Consider the following 26,975-nt stretch of genomic DNA (forward strand, 5'->3'; position numbering starts at 1 on the left):
AATTCTCACGTGTTTTTTAATTTGGTATCTCTGGGCAAACGACAATTTCATTGTTTTTTTGTGCTTTTTATAATGGCTATGGCAAGCTTTAATGTGTCGGCCTCACCTAATGAGCAAACAAAAATAAAACAAATTGCACAGCTTGCAGAGTATGTAGGTGTAGATTACGTGGCAGCTGTTGGAAATGGTGAAATACTAGACCCCGACGAATATCAAGAAATGACTGAGTTTTCGCACGTTATTATTGAGCAAGCTGGACAGCTATCAGGCCAAGCCAATGAGTTTGATACAGTAAAGGCACAAGCTAAAGCACTGCATACAGCGATTGCTAATAAAGCGAGTGTTGCCGATGTACGTGCAGCAAGCTCAGCGCTTCGTGAGTCGCTGCTTACCTTTATGCCACAACTATCGTTACCTACATCGCTGCTTCCGGTTGAGCAAACTAAAGCGCTTTTTGCTACTAACTGCTCAATGTGTCACGGCCCTAGTGGTCAAGGCGACGGTCCGCTTGCAAAAAATTTATCGCCAGAACCTACCAACTTTACCGATGAAGAACGCGCAACTAACCGCTCATTAATGGGGTTATTTGACGCTGTAAGTAACGGCATTGACGACACACCTATGGTTGCTTTTACCCAATTTAATGAACAACAACGATGGTCTTTAGCTTTTTATGTAGGTAGCTTGGCATTTAAGGATGTTCAAAAACCACAAAATGTAGAACAAAACATTACCGCTTCGCAGATTGTAAACCTAAACCCTGCACAATTATCGGCAGGTCAAAGTGAAGCACAAGCACATTACGTTAAATGGCTTCGTGGTAATCCAGAGCAATTATTTAGTGCTAACAAAAATCCGATAACAGTTACTCGCACGCAGTTACTTGCAGCGCAAGCCGCGCATGCTAAAGGCAATTACTCACAAGCAAGTGATTTAGCAATTAGCGCATACTTAGATGGCTTTGAGCTTGTTGAAAACAACTTAAATGCCTACGACGAAACACTGCGTAAAAACATCGAAGTACAACTGATGAACCTGCGCCAAACATTCAAAAACGAAAAAGATACAGTCGTCGTTGCCGAAAAAGTAAGTGTAGCACTAACACAACTCGCTAAAGCAGATAGCATGCTAAACGAAACCAAGCTAACTGATGGCGCTCTACTTTCAGCGAGTTTAATAATATTACTGCGAGAAGGCTTAGAGGCACTCTTAGTTATAATTGCCCTTATGACTGTGCTTATTAAAACGAAACGTCAAGATGCGCTTAAATACGTACATATTGGCTGGGTAACAGCACTTATTGCAGGTGGCTTAACATGGGCTGCTGCACAAACATTAATAGAAATAAGTGGTGCAAGTCGCGAAGTTATGGAAGGTGCTGGCGCATTGTTTGCCGCTGTAATTTTACTGTATGTTGGCGTATGGATGCACAGTAAAACAAGTGCTCAACAATGGCAAAAATATATAAAAGACAATATAGATAAGCGTCTTGAGTCGGGGACACTTTGGGGATTAGCGGGGCTTTCTTTTATTGCCGTATACCGTGAAGTATTCGAAACCGTATTGTTTTATCAGTCTTTATTAACGCAAAGCTCGCCTGCTCAATATTCATCTATTGCATCGGGTTTTGCGATAGCTATTGCAATACTGGCTATTATCACGTGGGTATTAATTAAGTACTCAATTAAATTACCGGTTGCTAAGTTTTTTGCAATTACCACTTACCTATTATTTGCACTCTCGTTTGTGCTTATGGGCAAAGCCGTTATTGCATTACAAGAGGCCGACATAATAGGTATTGCGCCGCTACCAATGAGCTTTGATATAGCATGGCTTGGTATTAAGTCGACATGGCAAGGTATTGTGGCTCAGGTATGTGTGTTCGCTATATTTAGCTTTTATATATTAAAAAGTAAAAGTCAGAACTAATTAGTTCAACAGAAAAAGGGAAGTCTATTTATAGGCTTCCCTTTTATAATTCTAGCAATATACAGTAACTGTAACCTATGCCCATGTATCTAAATGGGGGTTTTCGTCATCGTCTACGTTAGACTTTTTTTTACTATTTTGGTCGTCAAGCATATTGAGCTTTTTCTTTTTTTGTAACTCACGCCTTTTTTTATTCTCTAGTTCAACTTTTTCAGCGGCCGATCCACTTTGCACACCCGCAATATGAAAAGCACTTTTTGACTCAACTTCTAGTCTGGTTATTCTTCCTAAATAAGGAATCATGATATCCATACACACTTCCTTAGTTTACTGTTAAATTATCTAAACGCTTGGTTTGGCTAATAAACAAACAAATATATGCAAAAAATGCACTTTCCTTCTTAATATTATCGACAGTTATAAGATATGCTTTAATTAAGCTAAAAAAACTTGCCATAATATGGCTGTTTATGTTTTTATGAATGCGAAATTTATTTAAACAGATAACAACTGAACGTTACTATAACAACGAGCAGTTAAATAGGATAAAAAATGCGCTTAAACCTGACAACAGTACATCATCACCACCATTCACCGGAATAACCTGTCAGGTCTTTCGCTGAGAGGTTATTCCTAAAAGGAACCTCTGGCGATTCAAAAAACATTGATTCATTTTCGCCCTGAGGTTCCCCTCGGGGTTTTTAGTTTTTAAATTAAAGGAAAATGAATAATGAGTAACACAAATCGTCTACGTATCGCCATCCAAAAAGGCGGCCGCCTATCTAAAGATTGTCAAGATCTGTTAAAACAGTTAGGTGTTAAGCTTAACCTTCGTGAACAACGCTTAATTGCACACTCAACTAATATGCCAATTGATGTATTACGTGTGCGCGATGACGATATTCCGGGCTTAGTAATGGAAGGCGTATGTGATTTAGGTATAGTGGGTGAAAACGTACTAGTAGAAGTGCAAGCTGAGCGTTTACGCCAAGGTATCCCAAGCGAAGTAACTAAACTGTCTAAACTAGACTTTGGCTACTGCCGCCTAGCACTAGCGTGGCCACAAGAGCTTGGTAAGCAAGACAAAAGCTGGTTTGAAGGCAAACGCATTGCTACCACCTACCCTGAAATTTTAAAACAGTACTTAAAACGCGAAGGCATTAACGCCAGCACGGTTATGCTTACCGGCTCGGTTGAAGTAGCGCCACGTGCAGGCCTTGCTGATGCAATTTGTGACTTGGTTTCTACTGGCGCAACGCTTGAAGCGAATGGATTAATGCAAGGCGATACTATTTTAGAATCAAACGCTTGTTTAATTCAAAATAAAGACCTACAAGACGCTGACAAACTAGCACTAATCAATAAGCTTATGCCGCGCCTACGTGGTGTTAGACAAGCTAAAGAAAGCAAATACATCATGCTACACGCGCCAAAAAATAAGCTTGAAGAAATTTGCGAAATTTTGCCTGGCTCTGGTCAACCTACCCTACTTGCCCTTGCCGGTAGTGATGATTATGTAGCACTGCACATGGTAAGCAGCGAAACTTTATTTTGGGAAACCATGGAGCAGCTAAAAGCCTTAGGTGCTAACTCAATTTTAGTTATGCCTATTGAAAAAATGATGGAGTAAGTAACATGCTTCGTTGGAATGAGGAATCTTCACAAGCACAAGCAGCGGCGCTAACACGCCCTGCGGTTTCGGCCAGCGCTAAGGTTGAAGCTATATGTAAAACTATTTTAGCTAAAGTAAAAGAGCAAGGCGACGACGCTTTGCTAGACATGGCTAAAGAGTTTGATAATAGAGCGAACCCACGTTTACGTGTGTCGCTTGATGAAATAAACGCATCTGAGCAGGCGCTCAGTGCAGAGCTTAAGTATGCCATTGATACCGCTTATGCAAATGTAAAATGTTTTCATGAAGCGCAATTACCTAAAGATATTAAATTATCGACCCAACCGGGCGTTGTGTGTGAACTGAAATATCAAGCCATCGAAGCTGTTGGTATATATGTACCCGGTGGCAGTGCACCGCTGCCATCATCGGTTATTATGCAAGGTGTATTAGCCCAATTAAGCGGTGCAAAAACCGTTGTACTTGCTACCCCCGTACAAGGCGATAAAGCCATTAACCCCGCTATTTTATACGCAGCAAAATTATGCGGCATTACCACGCTAATAGAAAGTGGTGGCGCAGGCGCAATTGCAGCAATGGCTTATGGCACCGAATCGGTTCCTAAAGTGAATAAAATTTTTGGCCCAGGTAATAGCTTTGTCACTATGGCTAAGCAACTTGTGGCGCAAACTGTACCTGGCATGGCCATTGATATGCCTGCAGGCCCATCTGAAGTATTAGTTATTGCAGATGAACGTGCAAACCCAGAATTTATAGCCGCCGATTTACTCTCACAAGCAGAGCACGGCGCAGACTCGCAAGTTATTTTATTATGTAACAGCGAAAGTATTATAGAGCAAACTCAGCAGGCGCTTACTCGCCAACTTGCTAAATTAAGCCGCAAAGAAACCGCCGAGCAAGCATTGGCTAACTCGTCACTTATTTTAGTTGACTCAATCGCACAAGCGTTTGACGTATCAGCGCAGTACGGCCCTGAGCACTTAATTTTGCAACTAGCAGACTCCACACCCTACCTAGATAAAGTTAAAAATGCGGGCTCAGTATTTGTGGGCGATTATACGCCTGAATCGGCAGGCGATTATGCATCAGGTACTAATCACGTATTACCAACCTATGGTTATAGCGCAAGCTATTCTAGCTTGAACTTACTTGATTTTTTTCGCACCTACACAGTACAAACAATTACTAAAAGTGGTTTAACCCAGCTTTCAAAAGCTATTTTACCCCTTGCAAATGCCGAGGGCCTTGATGCTCACGCAAATGCGGTTTCAATTCGCTTAGAGGCAATTAAAAATGAGCAATGAGAGCACGCAAGCTAATAACTTATTACCAGCAAATATTGCAGCGCTTGCTGCTTACAGCTCAGCTAAAAGTGAAAAGTTAAGCGGCACAACTTGGTTAAATGCCAACGAAAGTCCGTATGCTAAAACCATCCAGCTGAGTGTTGAAGATTTAAACCGCTATCCAGATCCACAACCACAACTGGTTATTGATCGCTACGCGGCGTATGCAGAGCTTGAAAGCGAAAACGTGCTAATGACCCGTGGTGCCGACGAAGGCATAGAGCTTTTAGTGCGAACATACTGCGAAAGCGCAAAAGACAGCATTGCGCTATTTTTGCCAACTTACGGCATGTATAAAGTCACTGCCGATACACACAATGTCGCCATTAACGCACTAACACAAGCGCTATTATTAAATGGCAGTGTTGATGAAATAGTAGATGCGGTTGGCAGCTCAAAATTGGTATTTATTTGTAACCCAAATAACCCCACAGGCAGCTTAACCCCACTTGATAAAGTGACAGCAATTGCAACAGCACTTACAGATAAAGCATTGGTTATTGTTGATGAAGCCTATATAGAATTTTGCCCAGAGCAAAGCGCTACAAAATTAATAAACCAATTTAGTAATGTAGTGGTGCTACGTACCCTTTCAAAAGCATTTGCACTGGCAGGCCTTAGAACCGGTTTTACGCTTGCACAAGCAGCAACTCTTGCGCCAATTCGTAAAGTAATAGCGCCGTATCCGGTATCTGGCGTAGTAGCAAGTATTGCAGCGCAAGCAATTGCTCCCGATGCAATTACCTCAATGCGCCGCCAAGTGATTATTTTAAACGCTTTAAAAGCTAAACTTGTACAGTGGCTAAGTGAATCGCCTGCTGTATTAAAAATTCTCACTGGTGAAGGTAACTTTGTTACTTTAAAGTTAGCCGATAAAAACTATTTTAAAATCGCACTTGAGCAAGGTTTGGTTATGCGCGCTTTTACCTTATATGGTGAAAACGACTGGCTACGCATTTCAATTGGTAGCGAACAAGAACTTAAACAAGTAAAAATTTGGCTTGATGGCCTAGCATTGCCAACAGCCTCAGCAATTTCAGCACAACAGGAAGTATCATGAGTAACCCCTATTTATTTATTGACCGCGACGGCACCATAATTGAAGAGCCAATTACCGATAAACAGGTAGACAGCCTTGAAAAGCTGGCGTTTTTACCCGGTGTAATGCCCGCATTATTACAATTACAAGCAGCAGGCTATCGCTTAGTAATGGTATCTAACCAAGATGGTTTAGGCACCGACAGCTTTCCTACACAGGATTTTGATCTAGCCCAAGACAAAATGATGGACATACTACAAAGCCAAGGCATTAACTTTGACGAGGTATTAATTTGCCCACACTTTGACGAGCAAAACTGCGATTGCCGTAAACCTAAAACAGGTTTACTTACCGAGCTAATGCGCTCAGGCAAAGTAGATTTAGCGCGCTCTTTTGTAATTGGCGACCGTGAAACTGATATAGGCCTGGCGCAAAATTTATGTTGCGAAGGTATTTTGTACGATGGCGATTGGAGTGCAATAGTTACTAAACTAACCACCGCAAACCGCGAGGGCCGCGTTACACGTAATACCAAAGAAACTCAAATAGATGTAGCAATAAACTTAGATCAAACTAAAAACGGCAGTATAGATACCGGCCTTGGCTTTTTTGATCATATGCTTGATCAAATTCGCACCCACGCAAACATTGGTTTAAACATTAAAGCCAAAGGCGATTTGCACATAGACGAGCACCACCTTGTTGAAGACATAGGTATTGCTCTAGGTGTTGCACTTAAACAAGCCTTAGGCACTAAATCGCAAATTGCTCGCTATGGTTTTGCCCTGCCAATGGATGAATGTAAAGCCGAAGCACAAATTGATTTATCGGGGCGTGCTTCGTTTGTACTTAACGCTAATTTTAGCCGCGAAAAAGCAGGCGATTTAGATGTACAAATGGTTGAGCATTTTTTCAAAAGCTTAAGCGATAACGCCGCAATTAGCCTAATTTTATCGGTAAGTGACGGTAACTGCCATCATCAAGTAGAGGGTTTATTTAAAGCTTTTTCTCGCGCACTGCGCATGGCAATAGCGCAAGATATTAGCCAGCAAACTGCTAGCTCTAAAGGGTGTTTATGATTGCGATAATAAATACCGGGTGCGCTAATATAAACTCAGTGCGTTTTGCCTTTGAACGTTTAGGACAAACGCCAACTGTAATTACCTCTCCAGAGCAGTTAGCGGGTTTTGAGCGCGCTATATTACCCGGTGTTGGCCATGCTTCGGTTGCCATGAAACGCTTAGTCGATAACGGTTGGCAACACGCTATAAACGAATACCAGCGCCCGCTAATGGGTATTTGCTTAGGTATGCAGTTACTGTGCGAAAGCACCGAAGAAGGTAACGTGCAGTGCTTAGGTAAAATACCTGGGCATGTAACAGCGCTTGATGTAGGTCAACTTACGTCACCGCATATGGGCTGGAACAATTTAACCATAAATAAAGAGCATGCCTTAACAAAAGGACTAACACCCGACGAGCAAGTGTACTTTGTACACAGCTTTGCGCACACGGTAAACAACGCCACATTAGTAAGTGGCGAGTACGGACAACGTTTTTCGGCCATAGTGGCCAAAGATAACTATGCCGGCATGCAGTTTCACCCAGAGCGCAGCGCTAAAATAGGCGCGCGTTTATTACAAAATTTTGTTGATTGGCAGTTGTAGGCTGCCCCTCATCTATTAATAAAGAGACACACTGTGATTATTCCAGCATTAGACGTATTACAAAATCAAATTGTGCGCTTATACCAAGGCAAATACGAGACTGTACAGTTTTACCCATTCGAGTTAGGCGCGCGTTTAAAAGAATACGCCGACAGCGGCGCAGGTAAACTTCACTTAGTTGATTTAGAAGGTGCCCGCGATCCAAGTAAAAAACAGTGGCAACACATTCAAGCGGCTACAAAAGCACTTAATGTGCCGTATCAAGTTGGCGGTGGCATTCGCTGTGAGCAAGATGTAAGTGATTGGCTAAAAGCCGGCGCAAACCAAGTGGTTATTGGCTCAATGGCGGTTGAAAAACGCGAACAAGTTAAAGCCTGGATTGAGCAGTTTGGCGCAGAGCACTTTGTTATTGCCCTTGATGTAAATAAAACAGCCACTGGCTGGGCTCCGGCCACCCATGGTTGGCTAACTGAATCTGAGTTTGGTTTACTTGAGCTAGTAGATTTTTATGCTAACTTAGGTGTTATCGATTTTTTATGTACGGACATCAGTAAGGATGGCACCATGACCGGCCCATCGTTCGCGCTGTACGAGGATTTAATTAAGCATAACTCAACTATTAAAGTACAAGCATCTGGTGGCGTAAGTTCACTTGATGACATTAAAAAGCTCAAAGAGTTGGGTATTGGCGGTATTATTTTAGGTAAATCACTGCTCGATGGCGCCTTTAGTGTGGAAGAAGCACTAGCAGTAACACGCTAAGAATCTAATATATATACAAAAAAGCACAGTACCTATACTGTGCTTTTATTCATTAACTTAATTATTAAGCAACACCTCAGGTAAAACCCTTAACCTAGCCTCATACAGTACTTAAAGTAGCCCTAGCAATATAGTAAGCTCTTTCAAACTCGCAATTTTGCAACATAATATACTACCTGTATCACTGAGTTACACAATCGCACAAACAAAAACATTAACGCACAGATATATTAACACATTGAATTTACAATGATATTCTTAACAATATGCGCTAAAGTATACTCTTTGTACAACAAATATTAAATTAACACTTTAATAACAATTATAATTGCAGTATTTGGCTTTATAGCGTTTACTTCTAATAACAGCATAACAATACAGAATTACACTCAATCGATTTGGTATAATTATTCATAAGTCGTTGGGAAAGTTAATAAAAGCAATGGTGATACTCCTTATAAGTAATAAGGTTATCAAGCTTATCAATAGTTACACAGTTTGTTGTAGGTTTACCGGTTTATATAGTTTAAGCGTACCTGATTTTTATAAAAGGCATAAAATATGAGTATAAAACACGTAGTAAAAAATCGATATACGCTAAGCATTGCATTAGCAGTACTACTGTCGGGCTGCTCTGAGCCTGAGGTAGATACAAAAATTGAAAAGGCCCCAAAGCCTGTTAAATTAATTACCATTAAAGATACTGCGCAATCAAACATTCTTACTTATCCTGCTACTGTCGATGCGATAAAAAGCGCAAAGTTGGCATTTCAAGTTGGCGGCAAAATAGACAAACTCAATGTTATTGCAGCGCAATCTGTATTAAAAGGTGACGAACTGGCATCGTTAGAAAAACGTAACTTTGTTAACGAAGTAAACTCTACAAAAATACAGTATGAAACAGCTAATAATGACTTTAATCGCGGAATTAAACTCTCTAAAGATGGCGTAATTTCGGCTAGAGATATAGAGCAGCTAAAATCGAAAAAAGAAGTTGCTCAATCTCGCTATGACTCAGCAAAAAAAGCACTGACAGACAGTACTTTAGTTGCCCCTTATGATGCAATTGTAGCCGCTGTACCAGTAGAGGCGCTTGAGAATGTAAATGCAGGCCAGCATATAGTTACTTTATTTGGTAAAGGCGAAATGGAAGTGGTTGTTAATATTCCATCTTCTATTGTTGCCACCGTTGACTCGCGTACAGACAGCCGTGCCTTTGTACTTTTAGAATCAGCTGCTAATACTCCTATTCCTGCTACATTTCGTCGCGCTAATTTAGAAGCTGATACGTCTAGCCAAACTTATGAAGTTAGGTTTTCATTTGCTGTACCGCAAAACCTAAATATTTTACCCGGCATGAATGCCAGTTTACGTATCGAATTTGATAATAAGTCGACTACAAATGAAATTACTCTGCCTACATTTGCTATTTTTGAAGAAAATGGCCAGCATTATGTATGGACAGTAAGTGAATCTATGATCGTGAGTAAAACGGTTGTCACCTTAGTAAACGGTATTGGTGAAGAACTAGTTGTTACCAGTGGTATAAAAGCCGGCGATGTAATTGTTGGTGCCGGTGCAAATTATGTAACCGATGGTATGAAAGTACGCGCTTGGACTAAGTCATAGGAGCTTGAGTAATGGATTTAGCAAAGTGGACTATTAATAACAAACTCATTAGTACCATAATTATTATACTGACGTTAGGCTTTGGCTTCTCTTCATATAAAAACATGGCACGATTTGAAGACCCTGAGTTTATAATTCGTACCGCACAAGTGTTTGTTCCTTACTCTGGTGCGAGCCCTTTAGAGGTAGCCCGAGAAGTAACTGAGCCTTTAGAGCGTGCTATTCAAGAATTGCAGGAAATTGATACCATATCGTCTACCTCTTCATCGGGTATGTCTGAGATCAAAGTTGAGATTAAATCGGAGTTTTCGCCGACAAAGTCTGAGCTACAGATAATATGGACCAAACTAAGAAATAAAATTAATGATGCGCGCCCTTCCCTCCCACCTGGTACAGGTACACCACAAATATTTGACGATTTTGGCGATGTATATGGTTTGAGCTATTTAATTACAGCTGAGGGTTACTCTCCTGATGAGCTGCATGCTTACGCTAAAAACCTGCAAAGTGATATTTTACAAGTTAAAGGCGTTGCTAAAGTAGCCATGACCGGTGTTCAACAAGAAGGTATTTTTGTTGAAATAGCCCGTGAAGATTTGGCTACTTTAGGTAGCTCAATCAGTAATATTTATTCAATTTTAGATAAGCAAAATACAGTAATAAGTGCCGGTAATACGCAAATTGGTGATCAACGTATTTTTATAGATCCAACCGGCTCTATTAATTCTATTGAAACAATACAAAATCTATTAGTGAGCGCCACCAATGACGGTAAAGCTATATATTTAAAAGATATTGCTAATGTATATCGTGGTTTTCAAAGCCCAGCAACTAAACTTGTACGTTACAACGGGCAACCGGCAATTTCTTTAGGGGTTGCCAGTGTGCTTGGTACTAACGTTGTTAAAGTGTTTGAGCGCGTAGATGAGCGCGTTAAACAAGCTGAAAACGTGAGACCCATTGGTATAACAGTGCATGAATATTATCATCAAGGTAAGGTTGTTCAGGCATCGGTAGATAACTTTGTAGTAAATGTAATTGTGGCATTAATTATTGTTGTTGTTACTTTACTTGTATTTATGGGGCTGCGCTCTGGGCTTGTTATTGGCGCAGTATTACTACTGACTATTTTTGCCACGCTAGCAACCATGGACTTTAGCGGCATACCCATGCACCGAATTTCACTTGGGGCATTAATTATTGCTTTAGGGATGATGGTTGATAATGCCATTGTTGTCACCGAGGGAATACTGGTGGGTACTAAACAAGGGCGCAAAAAGCTAGAAATAGCATCTGAAGTTGTAAAGCAAACAAGGTGGCCTTTATTAGGCGGCACTTTGGTAGGTATTGTGGCCTTTGCACCTATAGGTTTAGCACCGGGTGATACTGCCGAATTTACTGGGCATTTATTTTGGGTTATTTTAATTTCTTTACTTTACAGTTGGTTATTTGCAATTACCCTAACGCCACTATTTTGTTTTTGCTTGTTTAAAGAACAAGATAAAGACACCTCTACAACAGCTAAGCCTAATATGATTATGGCGGCTTATCAATCCATTGTTGTTAGCTCGCTTAATCATCGCTGGTTAACAGTTGCTGTAGTGATATTTACTTTTAGTGCATCAATGTGGGGATTTCAGTTTGTAAAATCTGGTTTTTTCCCAGCCTCTACAACACCACAAATGGTAGTAGATTTTTGGTTACCGCAAGGAACTGATATCGAAAAAACCAAAAAAGATATGATCAAGCTTGAATCCTTTATTCAACAGCAAGAGAGTATTGAGGGCGTACAAACCTTAATTGGTGGTGGCGGTTTACGATTTATGCTTATTTATGGAGCAGAATCACCAAACAGTTCTTATGGCCAAATATTAGCTAAAGTAGATGACTATAAAGTGCTTGATACTATGATCCCTAAAGTACAAGCGTATATAGATGACACCTTCCCAGAAGCGCAGGGCAAAGTATGGCGTTTTGTAATGGGACCCGGAGGTGGTTCTAAAATTGAGGCTACATTTAAAGGGCCAGAACCCGCAGTAATTCGTGAATTAGCCGATAAAGCGAAAGCAATCATGATTGATGACGGCGGTGCACTCTCAATTAAAGATACTTGGCGCCAGCAAGTTAGGGTTATTGAACCGCAATACTCGCCAATTAATGCCCAGCGTGCAGGTGTAACACGCAAAGCAATTGCTGAAGCGTTACAACAAAACTTTTCTGGTAAAACGGTTGGCCAATATAGAGAAGGTGAAGAGTTAATTCCTATTATAGTTAGAGCTCCCCTAAAAGAGCGCTCGAATGTTAATGATATAGGCAACATTCAAATTCCTAGCCAAATCACAGGTAAAACAATCCCATTAGAGCAAGTTACTAATGGATTTAAAACCGTATGGCGTGATGGTATTTTAAAGCGCGAAGATAGAATGTGGACAATTAAGGCTCAAGCCGATCCACTTCCTGGGCAGCTTGCATCTGAATTATTTAATCGAGTAAGGCCACAAATAGAAGCGATTGACTTACCTGCCGGTTACACATTAGAATGGGATGGTGAGTATGGGCAATCAAAAGAGTCAAATGAAATGCTTGCATCAACACTACCACTTGGCCTTTTAGCTATGGTGCTAATTGTAGTGGTGTTATTCAATGCTTTAAAACAACCTATTATTATTTGGCTTGTGGTACCGCTGGCTCTTATAGGCGTGGTATTTGGCTTAGTAACAACTCAAACCCCACTTGAGTTTATGGGGATATTAGGATTGCTCTCTTTATCTGGTCTACTCATTAAAAATGCCATTGTATTGGTTGATCAAATGGATATGGAAATTAAGCAAGGTAAACCACGTTATGATGCCATTGTCGATTCGGCTAATAGCCGAGTAAGACCAGTAATGATGGGAACACTAACAACAGTACTTGGGGTAATACCGCTTTATTTTGATGCATTTTTCCAATCAATGGCGGTTGTATTAGTATTTGGCCTACTCTTTGCTACATTACTAACCTTAATTGTTATACCTGTGCTTTACGCTATTTTTATGGGCGTTAAAAAGGATGAACGTACGCCAGTTAATGCCTAAGGTAATAAACTAAATATTGCAAAGTAAATAAAATATACGGCCAGCTAATGTAAAATATTATCTGGCCGCATGCTTTTTTATACCCAACCCACAACATAAAATATCGCTCTATGCTGTTGATAAATAACTAGCTTCATAACTTTAATAAAGTGCCCATCGGCGTACTTGTTAACACTGTTGGCGGCGATGGTACAGGTAAATAAAACCCTTGCGACATTAAAGTAGCCAATTTAAACGCGTATTTGATATGAATGTGTTTACCATGTGCCGACTTTGTCAATTAGTGGCTCCTCACATGAAAAATAGCGATTATGGCAGCATAATTAATATCTCTTCTATGGCGAGCGTTAACAACAGCCCCGCTATTAGCGCCATGGCCCACGCGCTGTAAGTACTGATGCACTTAAAAAGTGCTTACCTCTGAAGTATTAAAACAATGTTACTTCATACTTTTATTATCAATACGTTAAAGCTAACTCCATAGTTAATCCAACAAACTCATTTTATATCGCAACTTACTTAACATAACCAACTTGCTTAACCCTATTTCCCCGTTATAAAACCTCTAAAAACCCTCATACTAACGGTACTAAAATAACCCAAAGTAATATTTTTCAGTTAAGCATTTAATGGTCAACACTATATTTGTATACTATACTTAAGTTATTCATAAATAGGCCCTTAGAGCTTATAATTAAGGTGAGGGACCGCATTGACTAATCATTTAACGCTACATTTTGTAACGCCAGAAATGCTCAAAGCAGCGGTGATCACAGCCAAATATGACCCCATACTTGTTTTAGCATCTGTATTTACAGCGGTATTTGCATCTTATATTTCATTTTTACTTTCTGCTCGTATTAAAGGCGCGCAACTTAAAAACGAAAAGCTTTTTTGGACCCTACTGTCATCATGCTTTTTAGGTGCAGGTATTTGGGCAATGCATTTTGTTGGCATGTTAGCCTACCAACTCCCTATTCCTGTAAGATACAATATACCTATAACACTAGTTTCAATTTTACCCAGTATATTTGCTAGTTATTTTGTTATATCCCCTAATTTAGAGCGTTTTAAACATTTATGGTTAAGAAGTATACTTATGGGCTTAGGTATTTGCAGTATGCATTACGTAGGTATGATAGCCATGATAATACCAGCGCATATGGCTTATGAGCCCATTCTGTTTACGTTCTCTGTATTTATTGCCGTAGCACTTTCGGGCTTAGCTTTAAAAATAAATGAATTACGCCAAACAACGCAAAATAAACAAAAGCGGGTTAACTTCTTAGCAGCGCTGGTAATGGGCAGTGCTATTTCGGGTATGCATTATATTGGTATGCTCTCTATGTATGTATTTGAATCTAGCCATACAACCTACCTTGCAAATGACAACAGTGCACAACTTGCCCAAGTGATTATATTTGTAGTGCTAGTATTGAGCTTATTTTTAGTAGGCAGTATGGAATTACGTGCCAGAAGCTTGTTATCGGCAAAATTAAAAGCAGTACTAAATACAGTACAAGACGTAGTGATATGTTTTGATCGCCAAGGCATTATCGAATTTGCTAACCCTCCAACCGCTAAAGTATTTGGTTTTGATCAACAAGCGTTAATTGGCAAAAATATTGCTATATTGCTGCCAAAAAAGCATGCAAAGTTTTATCATTCATTTAATGAAGATCAACCCAGTTTTGGCAAAAGCCAATTATTACAGGGGTGCAATAAGTGTGGGCAAGTTTTTCCCATAACAATCGCAATCAACCCTATAAGCGAGTTATCTAACGCCCCTTTAGTCGCTACTATTAAATATTTAACCGATATTCAAAACCAAGAAGCCTTTACACAAACTATATTTGATACCCTACCTAACATTTTATTTATTAAAGAAACTAAGAGCCTAAATTATAGTCATGTAAATAAAGCCGCTGAAAAATTACTTGGTAAATCACAAGAACAGCTTATTGGACTAAATGACTTTGATATATTCCCAGCAGAGCAAGCAAAGTTTTTTGTAAAAGCTGATCGCAAAGTATTGAACTCCAACAATTCGCTAACAATTAACGAAGAACCCGTAACCATAAATGGAACAGCTCGTTATTTACGTACTCACAAGGTGATTATAAAAGATAGTATAGGTAAGGCTAAGTTTTTACTTGGTATTGCTGAAGATATTACTGAGCTCAGAGAAGCTAGAATTGAGCTAGATAATTTGCATCATCGAATGGCATTAGCCGCAGATGCGGCTAATATTGGCATATGGGAATGGAACTTTAAAACCGATGTGCTTATTTGGGATGATTGGATGCACACACTTTATGGCATTAAAAAGAGTACTTTTTCTAGTAACTATGCTCAGTGGTCACAAACAATTCATCCTGATGATTATGATAGTGTTACAAATAGCCTGACCAAGGCAACAGCAAACAATGAAAAGTTTCATGCTGAATTTAAAATTATACTGCCCTGTGGAACAATACGTTATATAAACGCCGATGGCCGAGTATATGGTGATAGCATAGTCGGTATTAATTCTGATATTTCAAAGCGTATTATCGCTGAAAACGAAGTACTAAAACTAGCTCAAACCGATTATTTAACCGGGCTTGCAAACCGTAACAGCCTAACAAAGTTTGCTGAATGTGAGTTTAGAAAAGCTAAACAAGAGAACAGTAAAGTAGCTTGTTTATATTTTGACTTAGATAAACTTAAGCCAATAAACGATACTCACGGCCATATAGTTGGCGATTTTGTATTAACCGTAATAGCCGATCGTTTAAAGGATATTACCCGTAAAACAGACTGTATCGCGCGTATTGGCGGGGATGAGTTCGTTGTTATAAGCACCGATATTGAAAACGTCAACCAAATAGAAAAACAAATAACCAGATACTTAAACGCTATTGAGTTACCTATTGTGTTGCAAGATAACGAACTCTTAATTACAGTGAGCATTGGCTATGCGTTATATCCCGACGAAGCAGCAAACTTAGATGAGTTACTTAACAAAGCGGATAAAAGAATGTATGAACATAAAAGTAAAAAGCATGATCATGCTAATAACAGCCAACCACAAGTCAATTTAAGTTGAGCATTTAATTTTAACAATACATAACTTAAATGAACTGAACTGAAAAACTCAAATATTCCTACAGCTTCACTATGTATATCCTAAAAAGCGCTAAGTTAGCGGCTGCTTAGAGCCGTTCATTATAGGTTAACGCATTAATACAGCACGTAATTAGCATCCGTAAACACGCACTTTTTGTTATTTATACAATCCTCTGAATAGCTTTAAAAGTAATTAACTATAAGATATTTCGCCTATAAATAACGCTTAGATATATATATACTGTAGGTAATTATTAAGATCACTTTTGCCGACAATAATGTTTTTGATGTTGTTGTTATTCATGCAAAATATTAACGAAAAGAATAGTTGCTATGATTTTTAAAAATAAACACACTACCTGCGAGACTTTCCCATGTTATCAAAACGTATAATTCCATGTCTCGACGTTAAAGACGGCCAAGTAGTCAAAGGCGTAAAGTTTAAAGGCCATGAAGTAGTTGGTGATATTTTAACTATGGCAAAAGCTTACAGCGAAGCCGGTGCAGACGAACTGGTTTTTTACGAAATTAGTGCCAGTGTTGAAAAACGCTTACTCGATGTAAATTGGGTAGAGAGTATTGCCCGCCATATTGATATTCCTTTTTGCGTGGCAGGCGGTATTAAGTCGGTTGCCGATGCAGCTCGCGTACTTGAACGCGGCGCAGACAAAATCAGCATTAACAGCCCTGCTATTGCCCGCCCTGAGCTAATAAAAGAGCTGCACGATGAATTTGGTAAGCAATGCGTAGTGGTCGGTATAGATAGCTTTTACGATGAAGTGACCGGTGAATACTTAGTGTACCAACTTACTGGCGATCCTAATGCGTCAAGCCGTACCCGCTATAAAACGCAAGAATGGGTTAAACGTGTACAAGATCTTGGTGCTGGCGAAATAGTATTAAACTGTATGAACCAAGACGGCGTACGTAACGGTTATGATATTGAGCAATTAAGTAAAATACGCGAACTGTGTAATATTCCTCTTATCGCCTCAGGCGGTGCTGGATCTATGCAAGATTTTGTAGATGTGTTTAAACAAAGTGAAGTTGATGGCGCACTTGCAGCCAGTGTTTTTCATAAAAATGTGATTAACATTGGTGAACTAAAACAATTTTTAACTAATAACCAAGTGGCAGCAAGATTATGATATTAACACTCGACAACCAAACTCAAGTTGATTTCACTAAAAGTGAAATGATCCCTGCTATTATTCAAGATGCACGTTCTGGTGTTATTTTAATGCAAGGCTTCATGAACAGCGAAGCACTTAACGTGACATTAAAAACTGAAAAAGTAACCTTTTACTCGCGCTCAAAAGAGCGTTTATGGACCAAAGGCGAGTCATCTCAAAACTATTTAAATGTTGTGTCAGTGCATACCGATTGTGATAACGATTCTATTTTAGTACTTGCCAACCCAGAAGGCCCAACGTGCCACTTAGGCACACAAAGCTGTTTTGGCGATGATGCAAAACCAAGCCTAAGCTTTTTAGCGCAACTTGAAGATGTTATTGTAGCGCGTAAAAACGACGACCCAGCTAAAAGTTATACGGCGTCTTTGTTTGCAGAAGATTTAAGCCGTAGTTGTCAAAAAGTAGGCGAGGAAGGCGTAGAAGTTGCCCTCGCAGCAATGAAACACGATAACTATGAGCTAACAAACGAGTCGGCTGATTTAATTTATCACCTTACAGTGTTATTACAACGCCAAGGCTTAGCCCTTGAAGACGTAGTAAAATGCTTAATAGGTCGCCATAAGTAAGTTGTAGCTTTAATACCAACAACTTCCTATAAAAAGCACACTTAAATTATTTAGTGTGCTTTAGCACATAGCGCACTAAATTCATTAATTAAAAGGATATATTGAATGAAGAAGTTAGCCTCTGTCGTATTTACTGGCTTGGTAATTTCAGGTTGTTCTAGCGTTGTTACTGAGCAAACAGCCGCCATAGATCAACTTACACCATGTAATAAAATTCAAACCTTACTAGGTGCATACGATACCCGTTTTGAATCGCTAAAAACAACCAAAGTAACCACAAAATTTATGGATAGCTGGAGCACTAACTATCATTTAGTGGGTAAGCAATGCCAAATTACTGCGTTTGATCATGACAATGTTATTTACCGCTGTCAAAATAGTTACAAAGAGCAAGTAGCTGCTGTAACAGATCATCAAAAAGCAGTGGCTTTTACTCGCCAATGTTTGCTTGAAAGCAATTGGCATGAAAGCCAAAAAGAGTCAAAAAACTCGATTCGTACTACTTTCGTACTTGATGAAAACACCCCTGTTATTTCAATCTACACCGGTAAAACGTTATCTAGTTTAAAATCGTGGTCTACCTCATTAGAAATTGGCAAATCAGTAGCTACTAAACAATAATTTTTTATAGGGTTTTATGGGTTTTCAAACAAAAACTAGCAAGACTAAACTTAAAACCGATTGTATTGGAGTTTGCCAGCGACGCAGTGGCCTATGTACTGGCTGCGGACGTACCAACGATGAAATTTTTGAGTGGATTATTTTATCTGAAGATGAAAAAAAGGTGATTTTAGCAACCCCACGAGCCGATTAAGCAATGAATAGCTGGGGTTTTAATAGGTAAGCTAAACATCTGGGTTATAAAACTTTAACTTCAATAATAGACTAAAACTAACTGTTGTTAAATTTAGCCTGTTATTGAACGTTTGAAATAAATGGCATCTACTTTATTACTCATTATTTTTGTATTTATACCTTATAGGTTACCCGCTAGCTAAATTTATATCGGTTTGCGTAGCTTGAAAACAAGCGCTTACAACCTGCTTAAATGATTTATTAATGTCGATACTAATTACATTTAACTCATCTGCTTGGGGGATTTCCAATGTCTCGAATTGACTTTTTAATAGCTCAGTAGGCATAAAGTGCCCTCTTCTATCTTGCATTCGCTGCTTAACTAATTCAAAATTTCCCTGTAAATGTAAAAAAGTAATATTCACATTTCCTTCGCATATTTGCTCTCGGTATTTTTTCTTTAAGGCTGAACAAACAATAACGGCCACTTCATTTTTCTGCTCAATACTAAACGCAGCGTCACGAATTCTTTCTAACCACGGCACCCTATCATCATCATTAAGCGGTTGCCCTGATGACATTTTTAAAATATTTGCTTTGGGATGTAAATCATCGCCATCAATAAATTTAGCGTCCATTTTTTTCGCAAGCGCATAACCAATACTCGACTTTCCGGTGCTTGATACACCCATAATAATAAATATTCGACCCATATTTATGTGGCTCATTTAGCTAATCTCACTCTACTTTTTTAAAAATTCATTAGCTTTGAATGAATTTTTATATTAAGTTACTGGTAACATGTTACGCGTAACTTAATATAATATGAAATTAAACACAAGTTAACCGTCATAATTTGAGTTGGATTTAAGTAGGGAACATATGTCAGATTTATCTTTAATACTAACCGCGGTAGGCTCTATTCTACTGTTACTTTTTTTAGTCATGAAAGTAAGGCTACACGCGGTTGTCGCTTTAATTTTAGTTTCGATGATAGCCGGGCTATTCTCTGGAATGAGCCCACAAATGATCGCTGGAACTATCCAAAAAGGAATGGGCGGCACTTTAGGCTTTGTTGCTGTAGTGGTTGCATTAGGTGCTATGTTTGGCAAAGTAATGGAAGAAACTGGAGCGCTTGACCGTATTGCTCATACCTTATTACATCGTTTTGGCGAGAAAAACGCTAACTGGGCGCTCACCTTTACTGGTTTTATATGTGCTTTACCACTATTTTTTGATGTTGCTGTGGTACTTTTAATTGGTATTGCATTTGCTGTGGTACGTAAAAGCGGTGGTAGTGTTATTAAAATAGGTATCGCATTGCTTGCTGGTATTGCTGCTTGTCAGGCATTTCTTATCCCTGCGCCAGGCCCTATTTTGGTAGCATCTCAACTTGGTGCCGATTACGGTTATATGATTTTATTTGGCTTGCTTGCTGCTATTCCAGCTATGATCATTGGCGGCCCTCTTTGGGGATCGCTAATTGCTAAGTCAATTCATGTTGAACTACCTGAACACGCCCAAAATAATGATAATACTAGAGACGGTGAGGGCGAGCCTAGTTTTGGCTTAGCTCTAGGTTTAATTGCACTGCCATTATTAATGATTGCTTTAAATACGATTGGCTCTCGTTTTGTTGAACAACAATCTAACTTACATCATTGGCTGGAGTTTATCGGTCACCCATTTACTGCAATTCTTGCAGCTTGCTTAATGGCATTTTATTTACTGGGTGTAAAACGTGGTGTGCCTCAAGATCGTATAATGGAAATTTGCAGTAGTGCCTTACAACCTGCTGGCGTTATCATTTTGGTAACAGGCGCTGGGGGAGTATTTAAACAAGTATTGGTTGATTCGGGTGTAGGTGCAGCGCTTGGTAATATGCTTGCGGGATCTGGCTTACCGATTGTTATGTTAGCTTTTATACTAGCAGCCGCTGTACGCGTAATTCAAGGCTCTGCAACTGTTGCTATGCTTACAGCATGCGGTTTAATTATACCTATGTTAGAGCCGCTTGGACTAGATGGCGCTCAACTTGCATCGGTTACTATCGCCATTGGTGGAGGCTCAATCGTTTTATCGCATGTAAATGACTCTGGCTTTTGGTTAGCTAATCGCTACCTTGGCCTAACTGAAATGCAAACGCTGAAAACATGGACGGTGATGGAGACCATTATTGGTACAACGGGTGCTATTGTAGCTATGATTATTTCCCTCTTTTTATAAATTATTTTTATTCAAAACCCTGAATATGTCCGATGCTGTGCTTAAATAGCAGCATCGGTGTTTACTTCGAGTGTTATAGCTTTTACTGTTTGATGGAGGCAAGCACCATATTTCACTTACAACTCAATATTCTAGGTTTAATATTTGGTTGCTTTATGAGTGACATAGTTAATCAAACACTTTCACCTAAATGAATCACATAACCGGTATCACATATTTGCTCATCGGGTATTTCAATATCTGCTGTTGAACTAATACGACTGAGTAATTTAGCCCCCGCAAGGTTACCAATCTGATAACGCGGCGTGATCACACTGGCTAGCTGAGGCACCATAGATTGACCAATATCATGGCCATGAAAGCCTGCAACCCCCATGTGTTGAGGAACAGAAATATTATTTCTTTGACACTCAAAAATAGCACCAATAGCCAAATCATCATTAGTACAAAATATACAGTCAGTATCTGGGTGTTCAGTACGTGTTTTTTGCAATAATTTAGCGCCCAAACTAAACGACGAAGCTTCATTTGTCATCACACTTTTAGGAGTAAGCCCCCTTAGTAACATTGCGTCGCTATAGCCTTGAAACTTCAATTGTGTGCGCATATCTAACCTTGCACCAAGGTAAACAATATTCCGGTAGCCTTTATCTAAAAGCGCATTGGTCATCTCAAAAGCAGCTTTAGCGTTATCAAAACCAACCGCTTGTTGTATTGGAGTGTGATGAATATCCATTATTTCAACCACAGGAATATCCGCCATAGCAATCATTTTTCGGGTTCTGTCGGTATGCGTTGTTTCCGATAATATTAACCCATCAACATGATATGATAATAAATATTCAACTCTCTTTTCTTCAATGTCGGGGCTATAGCCATAATGCGCGAGCATTGTTTGATACCCAGCAGGCTCAGTAATATCTTCAATTCCGCGAATAACTTGCGAAAACACTTGATTAGTTAACGATGGGACAAGCACACCTATAGAGTAGCTTTTGGCATTGGATAATAAATCAGGGGCTTTATTAGCAATATAACCAAGTGAATCTATGGCTGCTTTAATTTTGATTTGAGTTGTTGCTGATACTTTCTCTGGGTTACGTAAATAACGACTTACCGTCATTTTAGTTACCCCTACTGCATCCGCTATATTTTGAAGTGAAGAGCGTTTATTTTTTTTCATCACAGGTAATTAATTTATTATGTTACAAGTAACATAACAATTATAATCGCGGTTAGCCACTTTTAAGCTATTTTTCTAGGTAAATTTAACCTTATTGATAATATCTATACTGCCTAGGCTTACTTAAATCAACTGATTATCAAATTAGATACTTAATTATATGCTTTTCAATGAAAAAAATACAAATGCCTCAGTGTATAGAGGCATTTTAAACGATGTTATTACTTATAAATAGCTTACGCTTTATCGAGCGCTTGACTTACATCTGCAATAATATCGTCGATATTTTCAATACCAATCGATAAACGCACTAAATCACGGCTCACACCCGCATTAGCGAGTTCTTCATCATTAAGCTGACGATGCGTGGTTGATGCAGGATGACACGCTAGCGACTTAGCATCACCGATGTTTACCAAACGCAGTATCATATTGAGTGCGTCGATAAAACGAGTGCCTGCTTCCAAGCCACCTACAATACCAAAACTTAATATACCCGATGCTTTACCATTAGTTGTTTTTTTACACATTGCGTTGTATGGACTTGACGCTAAGCCTGCATAGTTAACCCATGAAACTTTAGGGTGCTTTTGTAAATACTCAGCCACCTTTTGTGCATTTTCGCAGTGACGTTCCATTCGCAAACCTAAGGTTTCAAGGCCAATTAGAATGTCTGATGCATTTTTTGGTGCAAGTGCCGCACCGGTATTTCTAAGCGGAACCACTCTACAGCGACCAATAAACGCGGCTTCTGCAAAGGCTTCGGTATAAACAACATTATGATAAGACGGATCGGGCTCGTTCATCATGGCAAAACGCGTAGCATTTGCTTTCCAATCAAATTTACCTGAGTCAACAATCATGCCGCCAATGGCAGTGCCGTGCCCGTTTATGTATTTAGTTAATGAATGCACCACTATATCGGCACCCAGCTCGAATGGGCGGCATAAGTACGGCGTTGCTACTGTGTTATCAACAATAAGGGGCACACCTTTACTGTGTGCTATTTTGGCTAATCGGGCAATATCAACAATATTACCTGCAGGGTTGCCAATTGATTCACAAAATACTGCTCGAGTATTATCATCTATTGCGTTTTCAAAGGCCTCAAAGTCATCTGCTTTGATCATCCGTGCTTCAATACCTTGGCGTGGTAATGAATGTGCAAATAAGTTGTAAGTGCCGCCATATACTTGGCTAGTACTAACAATGTTGGTGCCAACTTCACATAAACATTGAATTGCGTAAGTAATTGCTGCCATGCCAGAGGCTACAGCCAGTGCGCCTACGCCCCCTTCCATAGCCGCGATACGCTGCTCTAATACTGCGTTAGTTGGGTTCATAATACGGGTGTAAATATTACCAGGTACTTTTAAATCAAATAAATCAGCACCATGCTGGGTGTTATCAAACGTATAAGATGACGTATTATAAATTGGCACTGCTGCAGACTTTGTGGTTGATTCTGATTCGTAGCCATGATGCAGCGCTAAAGATTCTAGTTTCATTAGTATATTCCCTGTTATTAATTCACTTAGCGTTAAATTAGCACTTATATGCTACTAAGTGCACTTGAAATATACTAATGACAATTGAAATTTTTAACCTTTAAAAACAACCACTGTTAACTTTTAAAGCTATAACTAGTTTAGCTGTAAACTAAAACCAATAATAAAGAGTATTACGCCTAAATAAATAATACATGCAGATTCATATTTTTTGATGTCTCACCTGCAATCAGGTCGCACGTGCCTGTATATATCCCTTTGCACACAAATAATACTCCCACTGTTAGTCTATAGTTATTTAAATTTATCAACTTTTGCCGTAAAACACCGTTCCTTTAGGTCGGTGATATAAGGCAATAGTCGCGAAGCGACTAAGTGGGTTGTTCCTTTTTGATTAACTGTATATAATAACAGTATGGTTATTCGCAAAGCTTATAAATTTCGTTTAAAAACAACACCCGATATTAACGCTAAAATGGCGCAATATGCGGGAAATTGTCGATTCTTGTGGAATAAAGCCTTAGCGATTAACTTATTTAAGTTACAGAATAAACAAAAAATTTGCTACTACCAAGAGTTGGATTTCTTTTCCAAACTTTGGAAAAAAAGCGAGGAGTATGGCTTTTTAACACTATCGCCCGCACAAACTATCCAACAAACTGGTTAAGTCTACACCGCAAGTATTCGATAAAGTCCCTGAGCGTAACTCTCCTTGTTTATGCGGTAGTGGTAAAAAGTATAAAAAGTGTTGTGCTTAAATTATAGCTCACAATTTAACCTCCTTTCTCATTCTTTAATATAAAAATGCCACCTGTTAATAACAAGTGGCATTTTATTATTTGCTATAAAGTTCAGCTAAAATAAAGATTCGGCTTTATTTTTACGCTTAACTTATTTTACTATTTTCATTTCATCTAATAAATTTTGGGCATTATCTACCTTGTCCATTACCCATAGCATGTAACGAGAATCTACGTGAATTGAGCGGTTTAGTTCTGGGTTATAATCCCAATCGCCAATGATGCTTTCATATACGCCATCAAACAATAAACCCACCAGCTCGGCTTTACCATTGAGTGTTGGCGAGCCTGAGTTACCGCCGGTTGTATCTACGTTTGATAAAAAGTTAACAGGTACTGTGTTCATGCCGCCGGTGTAATCACCATAAAGCTTGGCTTTAATTTGCTCTTGTAACTTTTTAGGTGCATTAAATGGGTCAACATCGGTGTTTTTAGCTAGTAACCCTTCAAGCGATGTAAAGGGTGTTGCTACCAAGCCATCTTGAGGTGAGTAGCCACCTACCGTGCCGTAAGTTACTCGTAATGTGCTGTTTGCATCTGCATATACGGCCTTATTTTGTGCTTTATTAAAGGCAATAATAGCGCTCATTAACTGCGGGCGAGCAGCTTGTAACTTGCCTGCAAGTGCTTTTGATTTATCTTCCTCAGCTTTCATTACTTTAAATATTGCTTTAGCATATTGCACAAATGGGTCTTGGCTTTGGTTTAGCTGGCTAAACGATTGCTCAAACAATGAATTGCGTACAACTTCGTTATCAAGTGTTGATTTAGTATACATTTGCTCAAGCAATGCACTTTGTTTCGCTTTATCAAAACCATTCTGTAGTTTAAATGCCTTATCAACCTCGCTAAAGCGCTCTTCTTTCGGAAGTGCAGCATAAAGCTCTAAAAAGTGCAGTAAAATAGCTTTATCTACATTGGCATCAAAGCGACGCGTCATACGCTCAAGCCCAGCTTTAATGCGCGGTAAGTCACGCTCTTGGTATCCAGACTCTCGCTCTGCATTTGGCTTTTGTTGCTCATACGCTAAACGGTATAAGCTGCGAGCGGTACTGATCATTTGTGATCTGTGTACATAACCTAACATACGATCGCGCTCGCTATGCAGTTGCGATTGCGCTACTAATGCCGATAGCTCATTTAAAACATCGCCATATTGCTGCTTGCGTGTTTTATCACTATTAATCCATTGAGTTAGTTCTTGCTCAAACTGTTTTTTGCGCTCAAACATGGTGCCTTTTTTAAAGCTTTCTATCATTGAGCCATAGTTTTTAATGTAATTATTGTAACCTGCAATAGTGCTTTCGTAAGCTATACGCGCTTTACTGCCGTCCTCTGCGTTTTCTTCAATAAGTGCTACGTATTTTGAATTATGTTCACGCGCTTTAGGATAGCTGTCGTTAAATACGTTATCTACTTCTGCAGCAATACGGTAACGGTTAGTACGCCCTGGATAGCCTGTTACCATTACAAAGTCGCCCTCTTGCACACCTTTAGCACTTACACTTAAGTAAGAATCGGGTTCATAAGGTACGTTATCTTCGCTGTACTGTGCTGGTTTACCATCTTTTCCTACATACGCACGGTAAAAACCAAAGTCGCCGGTATGGCGCGGCCACATCCAGTTGTCTATATCACCGCCATATTTACCTACGCCCATAGCGGGAGCGTATGCTAAGCGTACATCTTTTATTTCTAGCGACTTAATGAGGTAATACTCTAAGCCACCATGAAACGAATACACATTACAACGATAGCTCTCATCGGCTTCACACTGAGCCACCAGTGCTTTTTCATTTTTTTCAAGGGCATCGTAGCGTGCTTTAGCACTTAACTGTTGAGTGTCTTTAATTACTTTGTCGGTAACGTTAGTTACGGTTTTAGTAACATAAACACGAGAGCCAGGAGCTGCGGGTAAATCTTGCGCTGGAGTTTTAGCTAAAAAGCCATTTTCTAAAATATTATTATCGGTTGTTGAGTTGTATTGAATAGAGCCATAAGCACAGTGATGGTTTGTTACCACCAAACCTTTTGGCGATACAAATGATGCCGTACAACCACCTAAGCTAATTACCGCATTCATCGGGAATTCGGTTAATTTTGAAATAGATTTAGCATCTATTTCAAGCCCTTTGGCTTTTAATATTGATTCTAATTCTGGAAGCTGATGTGGTTGCCACATGCCTTCATCTGCAATTGCAGTGCTTGAAAGTGTAATTGCTAAAGTTGATGCTATTGTAGCGACAAGAGGTGTTAAACGCATTATAGAGTCCTTTTTATTGTTTCTATAACAGGTTACTCGTGAAGTATTATGCAGGTCAATACCGTGGTAATAAATTGTTACAATGTGGCCTATAAACCTTCATATATAGCGTTAATAGCAAACTGAGGCAGCTATATTTTGTATTTACTTATAACTACTTTATATAATATGTGATTATTTGTGAACTACCCATCGACGCCACTCCGTGTCGATCAATGGGCTTCTACAGCCTTGACTTAGAGACTAGGCTGCTTC

The 26,975-nt window shown here is 39.3% G+C and carries 21 protein-coding genes and 2 pseudogenes; 18 read left to right on the forward strand and 5 right to left on the reverse strand.

Features of this window, described 5'->3' with window-relative positions; genetic code table 11:
- The first annotated feature begins 72 nt into the window (after positions 1–72).
- A complete protein-coding gene (locus tag AAEY55_RS07755; protein WP_350550730.1) occupies positions 73–1,929 on the forward strand; it encodes a cytochrome c/FTR1 family iron permease in 1,857 nt (618 codons plus the stop codon).
- A gap of 75 nt (positions 1,930–2,004) precedes the next feature.
- Here AAEY55_RS07755 and AAEY55_RS07760 read toward each other — a convergent pair whose 3' ends face one another.
- Positions 2,005–2,241: a hypothetical protein gene (locus AAEY55_RS07760; protein ID WP_002960256.1), complete on the reverse strand. Its 237-nt coding sequence runs from the start codon at positions 2,239–2,241 to the stop codon at positions 2,005–2,007.
- Positions 2,242–2,659: 418 nt separating this feature from the next.
- Between AAEY55_RS07760 and hisG the strand changes: the two genes are divergently transcribed.
- The 14 genes and pseudogenes from hisG to AAEY55_RS07830 all read left to right on the forward strand — a co-directional run bounded on the left by hisG (position 2,660) and on the right by AAEY55_RS07830 (position 18,759).
- On the forward strand, positions 2,660–3,559 hold the full coding sequence (gene hisG, locus AAEY55_RS07765; RefSeq protein ID WP_350550701.1) for an ATP phosphoribosyltransferase: 900 nt from the start codon (positions 2,660–2,662) through the stop codon (positions 3,557–3,559).
- Between the two features lie 5 nt (positions 3,560–3,564).
- Entirely contained in the window at positions 3,565–4,866 is a 1,302-nt protein-coding gene (gene hisD, locus AAEY55_RS07770; RefSeq protein WP_350550704.1) for a histidinol dehydrogenase, read from the forward strand.
- A complete protein-coding gene (gene hisC, locus AAEY55_RS07775; protein ID WP_350550707.1) occupies positions 4,856–5,965 on the forward strand; it encodes a histidinol-phosphate transaminase in 1,110 nt (369 codons plus the stop codon). The genes hisD and hisC overlap by 11 nt, the downstream gene beginning before the upstream one ends.
- Entirely contained in the window at positions 5,962–7,023 is a 1,062-nt protein-coding gene (gene hisB / locus AAEY55_RS07780) for a bifunctional histidinol-phosphatase/imidazoleglycerol-phosphate dehydratase HisB (protein ID WP_192531739.1), read from the forward strand. The genes hisC and hisB overlap by 4 nt, the downstream gene beginning before the upstream one ends.
- Entirely contained in the window at positions 7,020–7,610 is a 591-nt protein-coding gene (hisH, locus tag AAEY55_RS07785; protein WP_041454940.1) for an imidazole glycerol phosphate synthase subunit HisH, read from the forward strand. Before hisB ends, hisH begins: the two co-directional genes overlap by 4 nt.
- A 33-nt stretch (positions 7,611–7,643) precedes the next feature.
- Complete coding sequence (locus tag AAEY55_RS07790) at positions 7,644–8,372, forward strand: 1-(5-phosphoribosyl)-5-[(5-phosphoribosylamino)methylideneamino] imidazole-4-carboxamide isomerase (RefSeq protein ID WP_011330113.1); 729 nt, start codon at positions 7,644–7,646, stop codon at positions 8,370–8,372.
- A gap of 561 nt (positions 8,373–8,933) precedes the next feature.
- Complete coding sequence (locus tag AAEY55_RS07795; protein ID WP_350550710.1) at positions 8,934–10,001, forward strand: efflux RND transporter periplasmic adaptor subunit; 1,068 nt, start codon at positions 8,934–8,936, stop codon at positions 9,999–10,001.
- A gap of 11 nt (positions 10,002–10,012) precedes the next feature.
- Positions 10,013–13,078 (forward strand): efflux RND transporter permease subunit, encoded by a 3,066-nt coding sequence (locus AAEY55_RS07800; RefSeq protein ID WP_011330110.1) that lies wholly within the window; start codon positions 10,013–10,015, stop codon positions 13,076–13,078.
- Positions 13,079–13,313: 235 nt separating this feature from the next.
- Positions 13,314–13,469: pseudogene (locus tag AAEY55_RS07805) on the forward strand (SDR family NAD(P)-dependent oxidoreductase); the annotation flags it as partial.
- A gap of 321 nt (positions 13,470–13,790) precedes the next feature.
- On the forward strand, positions 13,791–16,166 hold the full coding sequence (locus AAEY55_RS07810) for a diguanylate cyclase domain-containing protein (protein ID WP_350550713.1): 2,376 nt from the start codon (positions 13,791–13,793) through the stop codon (positions 16,164–16,166).
- Between the two features lie 394 nt (positions 16,167–16,560).
- Positions 16,561–17,334, forward strand: a complete 774-nt coding sequence (gene hisF / locus AAEY55_RS07815; RefSeq protein WP_011330107.1) for an imidazole glycerol phosphate synthase subunit HisF — start codon at positions 16,561–16,563, stop codon at positions 17,332–17,334.
- Positions 17,331–17,945: a bifunctional phosphoribosyl-AMP cyclohydrolase/phosphoribosyl-ATP diphosphatase HisIE gene (gene hisIE, locus AAEY55_RS07820; RefSeq protein WP_350550716.1), complete on the forward strand. Its 615-nt coding sequence runs from the start codon at positions 17,331–17,333 to the stop codon at positions 17,943–17,945. The genes hisF and hisIE overlap by 4 nt, the downstream gene beginning before the upstream one ends.
- Before the next feature lie 105 nt (positions 17,946–18,050).
- The gene (locus AAEY55_RS07825; protein WP_306288260.1) at positions 18,051–18,566 is read left to right on the forward strand and encodes a hypothetical protein; all 516 of its coding nucleotides are present in this window, start codon (positions 18,051–18,053) and stop codon (positions 18,564–18,566) included.
- A 16-nt stretch (positions 18,567–18,582) separates the two neighbouring features.
- Positions 18,583–18,759 (forward strand): DUF1289 domain-containing protein, encoded by a 177-nt coding sequence (locus tag AAEY55_RS07830; RefSeq protein WP_065813981.1) that lies wholly within the window; start codon positions 18,583–18,585, stop codon positions 18,757–18,759.
- 169 nt (positions 18,760–18,928) lie between these two features.
- On the opposite strand, the gene AAEY55_RS07835 is transcribed toward AAEY55_RS07830, so the two are convergent.
- Positions 18,929–19,468 carry a gluconokinase gene (locus AAEY55_RS07835; protein WP_208619501.1) on the reverse strand — a complete coding sequence of 180 codons (540 nt, stop codon included), beginning with the start codon at positions 19,466–19,468 and terminating at the stop codon, positions 18,929–18,931.
- A gap of 154 nt (positions 19,469–19,622) precedes the next feature.
- Here AAEY55_RS07835 and gntU point away from each other — a divergent pair, with 154 nt between their 5' ends.
- Positions 19,623–20,966: a gluconate transporter gene (gntU, locus tag AAEY55_RS07840; protein ID WP_350550720.1), complete on the forward strand. Its 1,344-nt coding sequence runs from the start codon at positions 19,623–19,625 to the stop codon at positions 20,964–20,966.
- 172 nt (positions 20,967–21,138) lie between these two features.
- On the opposite strand, the gene gntR is transcribed toward gntU, so the two are convergent.
- Together gntR and AAEY55_RS07850 are read right to left on the reverse strand one after the other, a co-directional pair.
- Entirely contained in the window at positions 21,139–22,149 is a 1,011-nt protein-coding gene (gene gntR / locus AAEY55_RS07845; protein WP_086997549.1) for a gluconate operon transcriptional repressor GntR, read from the reverse strand.
- A 236-nt stretch (positions 22,150–22,385) separates the two neighbouring features.
- Positions 22,386–23,657, reverse strand: a complete 1,272-nt coding sequence (locus AAEY55_RS07850; RefSeq protein WP_086997553.1) for an O-acetylhomoserine aminocarboxypropyltransferase/cysteine synthase family protein — start codon at positions 23,655–23,657, stop codon at positions 22,386–22,388.
- Positions 23,658–24,072: 415 nt separating this feature from the next.
- On the opposite strand from AAEY55_RS07850, the gene AAEY55_RS07855 reads away from it, so the two are divergent.
- Positions 24,073–24,324, forward strand: coding sequence for a helix-turn-helix domain-containing protein (locus AAEY55_RS07855; protein ID WP_225740920.1), 252 nt, complete (start codon positions 24,073–24,075; stop codon positions 24,322–24,324).
- Positions 24,314–24,415, forward strand: a pseudogene (locus AAEY55_RS07860) (SEC-C metal-binding domain-containing protein); the annotation flags it as partial. The gene AAEY55_RS07855 and the pseudogene AAEY55_RS07860, both read left to right, overlap by 11 nt.
- Positions 24,416–24,548: 133 nt before the next feature.
- Here the strand turns inward: AAEY55_RS07860 and AAEY55_RS07865 are convergent.
- Positions 24,549–26,720, reverse strand: coding sequence for a S46 family peptidase (locus tag AAEY55_RS07865; protein WP_086997434.1), 2,172 nt, complete (start codon positions 26,718–26,720; stop codon positions 24,549–24,551).
- Positions 26,721–26,975 lie beyond the last annotated feature (255 nt).

It is taken from the genome of Pseudoalteromonas sp. 120-MNA-CIBAN-0494 (assembly GCF_040308885.1).
GTDB lineage: Bacteria > Pseudomonadota > Gammaproteobacteria > Enterobacterales > Alteromonadaceae > Pseudoalteromonas > Pseudoalteromonas nigrifaciens.

Excerpts from the sequence above, each read along its gene's own strand:
- hisB (WP_192531739.1), top strand. The coding sequence starts at position 5,962 with ATGAGTAACCCCTATTTATTTATTGACCGCGACGGCACCATAATTGAA.
- AAEY55_RS07800 (WP_011330110.1), top strand. The coding sequence starts at position 10,013 with ATGGATTTAGCAAAGTGGACTATTAATAACAAACTCATTAGTACCATA.
- gntR (WP_086997549.1), bottom strand. The coding sequence starts at position 22,149 with ATGAAAAAAAATAAACGCTCTTCACTTCAAAATATAGCGGATGCAGTA.
- hisG (WP_350550701.1), top strand. The coding sequence starts at position 2,660 with ATGAGTAACACAAATCGTCTACGTATCGCCATCCAAAAAGGCGGCCGC.
- AAEY55_RS07825 (WP_306288260.1), top strand. The coding sequence starts at position 18,051 with ATGAAGAAGTTAGCCTCTGTCGTATTTACTGGCTTGGTAATTTCAGGT.
- hisF (WP_011330107.1), top strand. The coding sequence starts at position 16,561 with ATGTTATCAAAACGTATAATTCCATGTCTCGACGTTAAAGACGGCCAA.
- gntU (WP_350550720.1), top strand. The coding sequence starts at position 19,623 with ATGTCAGATTTATCTTTAATACTAACCGCGGTAGGCTCTATTCTACTG.
- hisC (WP_350550707.1), top strand. The coding sequence starts at position 4,856 with ATGAGCAATGAGAGCACGCAAGCTAATAACTTATTACCAGCAAATATT.
- AAEY55_RS07760 (WP_002960256.1), bottom strand. The coding sequence starts at position 2,241 with ATGGATATCATGATTCCTTATTTAGGAAGAATAACCAGACTAGAAGTT.
- AAEY55_RS07795 (WP_350550710.1), top strand. The coding sequence starts at position 8,934 with ATGAGTATAAAACACGTAGTAAAAAATCGATATACGCTAAGCATTGCA.
- AAEY55_RS07830 (WP_065813981.1), top strand. The coding sequence starts at position 18,583 with ATGGGTTTTCAAACAAAAACTAGCAAGACTAAACTTAAAACCGATTGT.
- AAEY55_RS07855 (WP_225740920.1), top strand. The coding sequence starts at position 24,073 with ATGGTTATTCGCAAAGCTTATAAATTTCGTTTAAAAACAACACCCGAT.
- AAEY55_RS07755 (WP_350550730.1), top strand. The coding sequence starts at position 73 with ATGGCTATGGCAAGCTTTAATGTGTCGGCCTCACCTAATGAGCAAACA.
- hisH (WP_041454940.1), top strand. The coding sequence starts at position 7,020 with ATGATTGCGATAATAAATACCGGGTGCGCTAATATAAACTCAGTGCGT.
- hisD (WP_350550704.1), top strand. The coding sequence starts at position 3,565 with ATGCTTCGTTGGAATGAGGAATCTTCACAAGCACAAGCAGCGGCGCTA.
- hisIE (WP_350550716.1), top strand. The coding sequence starts at position 17,331 with ATGATATTAACACTCGACAACCAAACTCAAGTTGATTTCACTAAAAGT.
- AAEY55_RS07835 (WP_208619501.1), bottom strand. The coding sequence starts at position 19,468 with ATGAGCCACATAAATATGGGTCGAATATTTATTATTATGGGTGTATCA.
- AAEY55_RS07850 (WP_086997553.1), bottom strand. The coding sequence starts at position 23,657 with ATGAAACTAGAATCTTTAGCGCTGCATCATGGCTACGAATCAGAATCA.
- AAEY55_RS07865 (WP_086997434.1), bottom strand. The coding sequence starts at position 26,720 with ATGCGTTTAACACCTCTTGTCGCTACAATAGCATCAACTTTAGCAATT.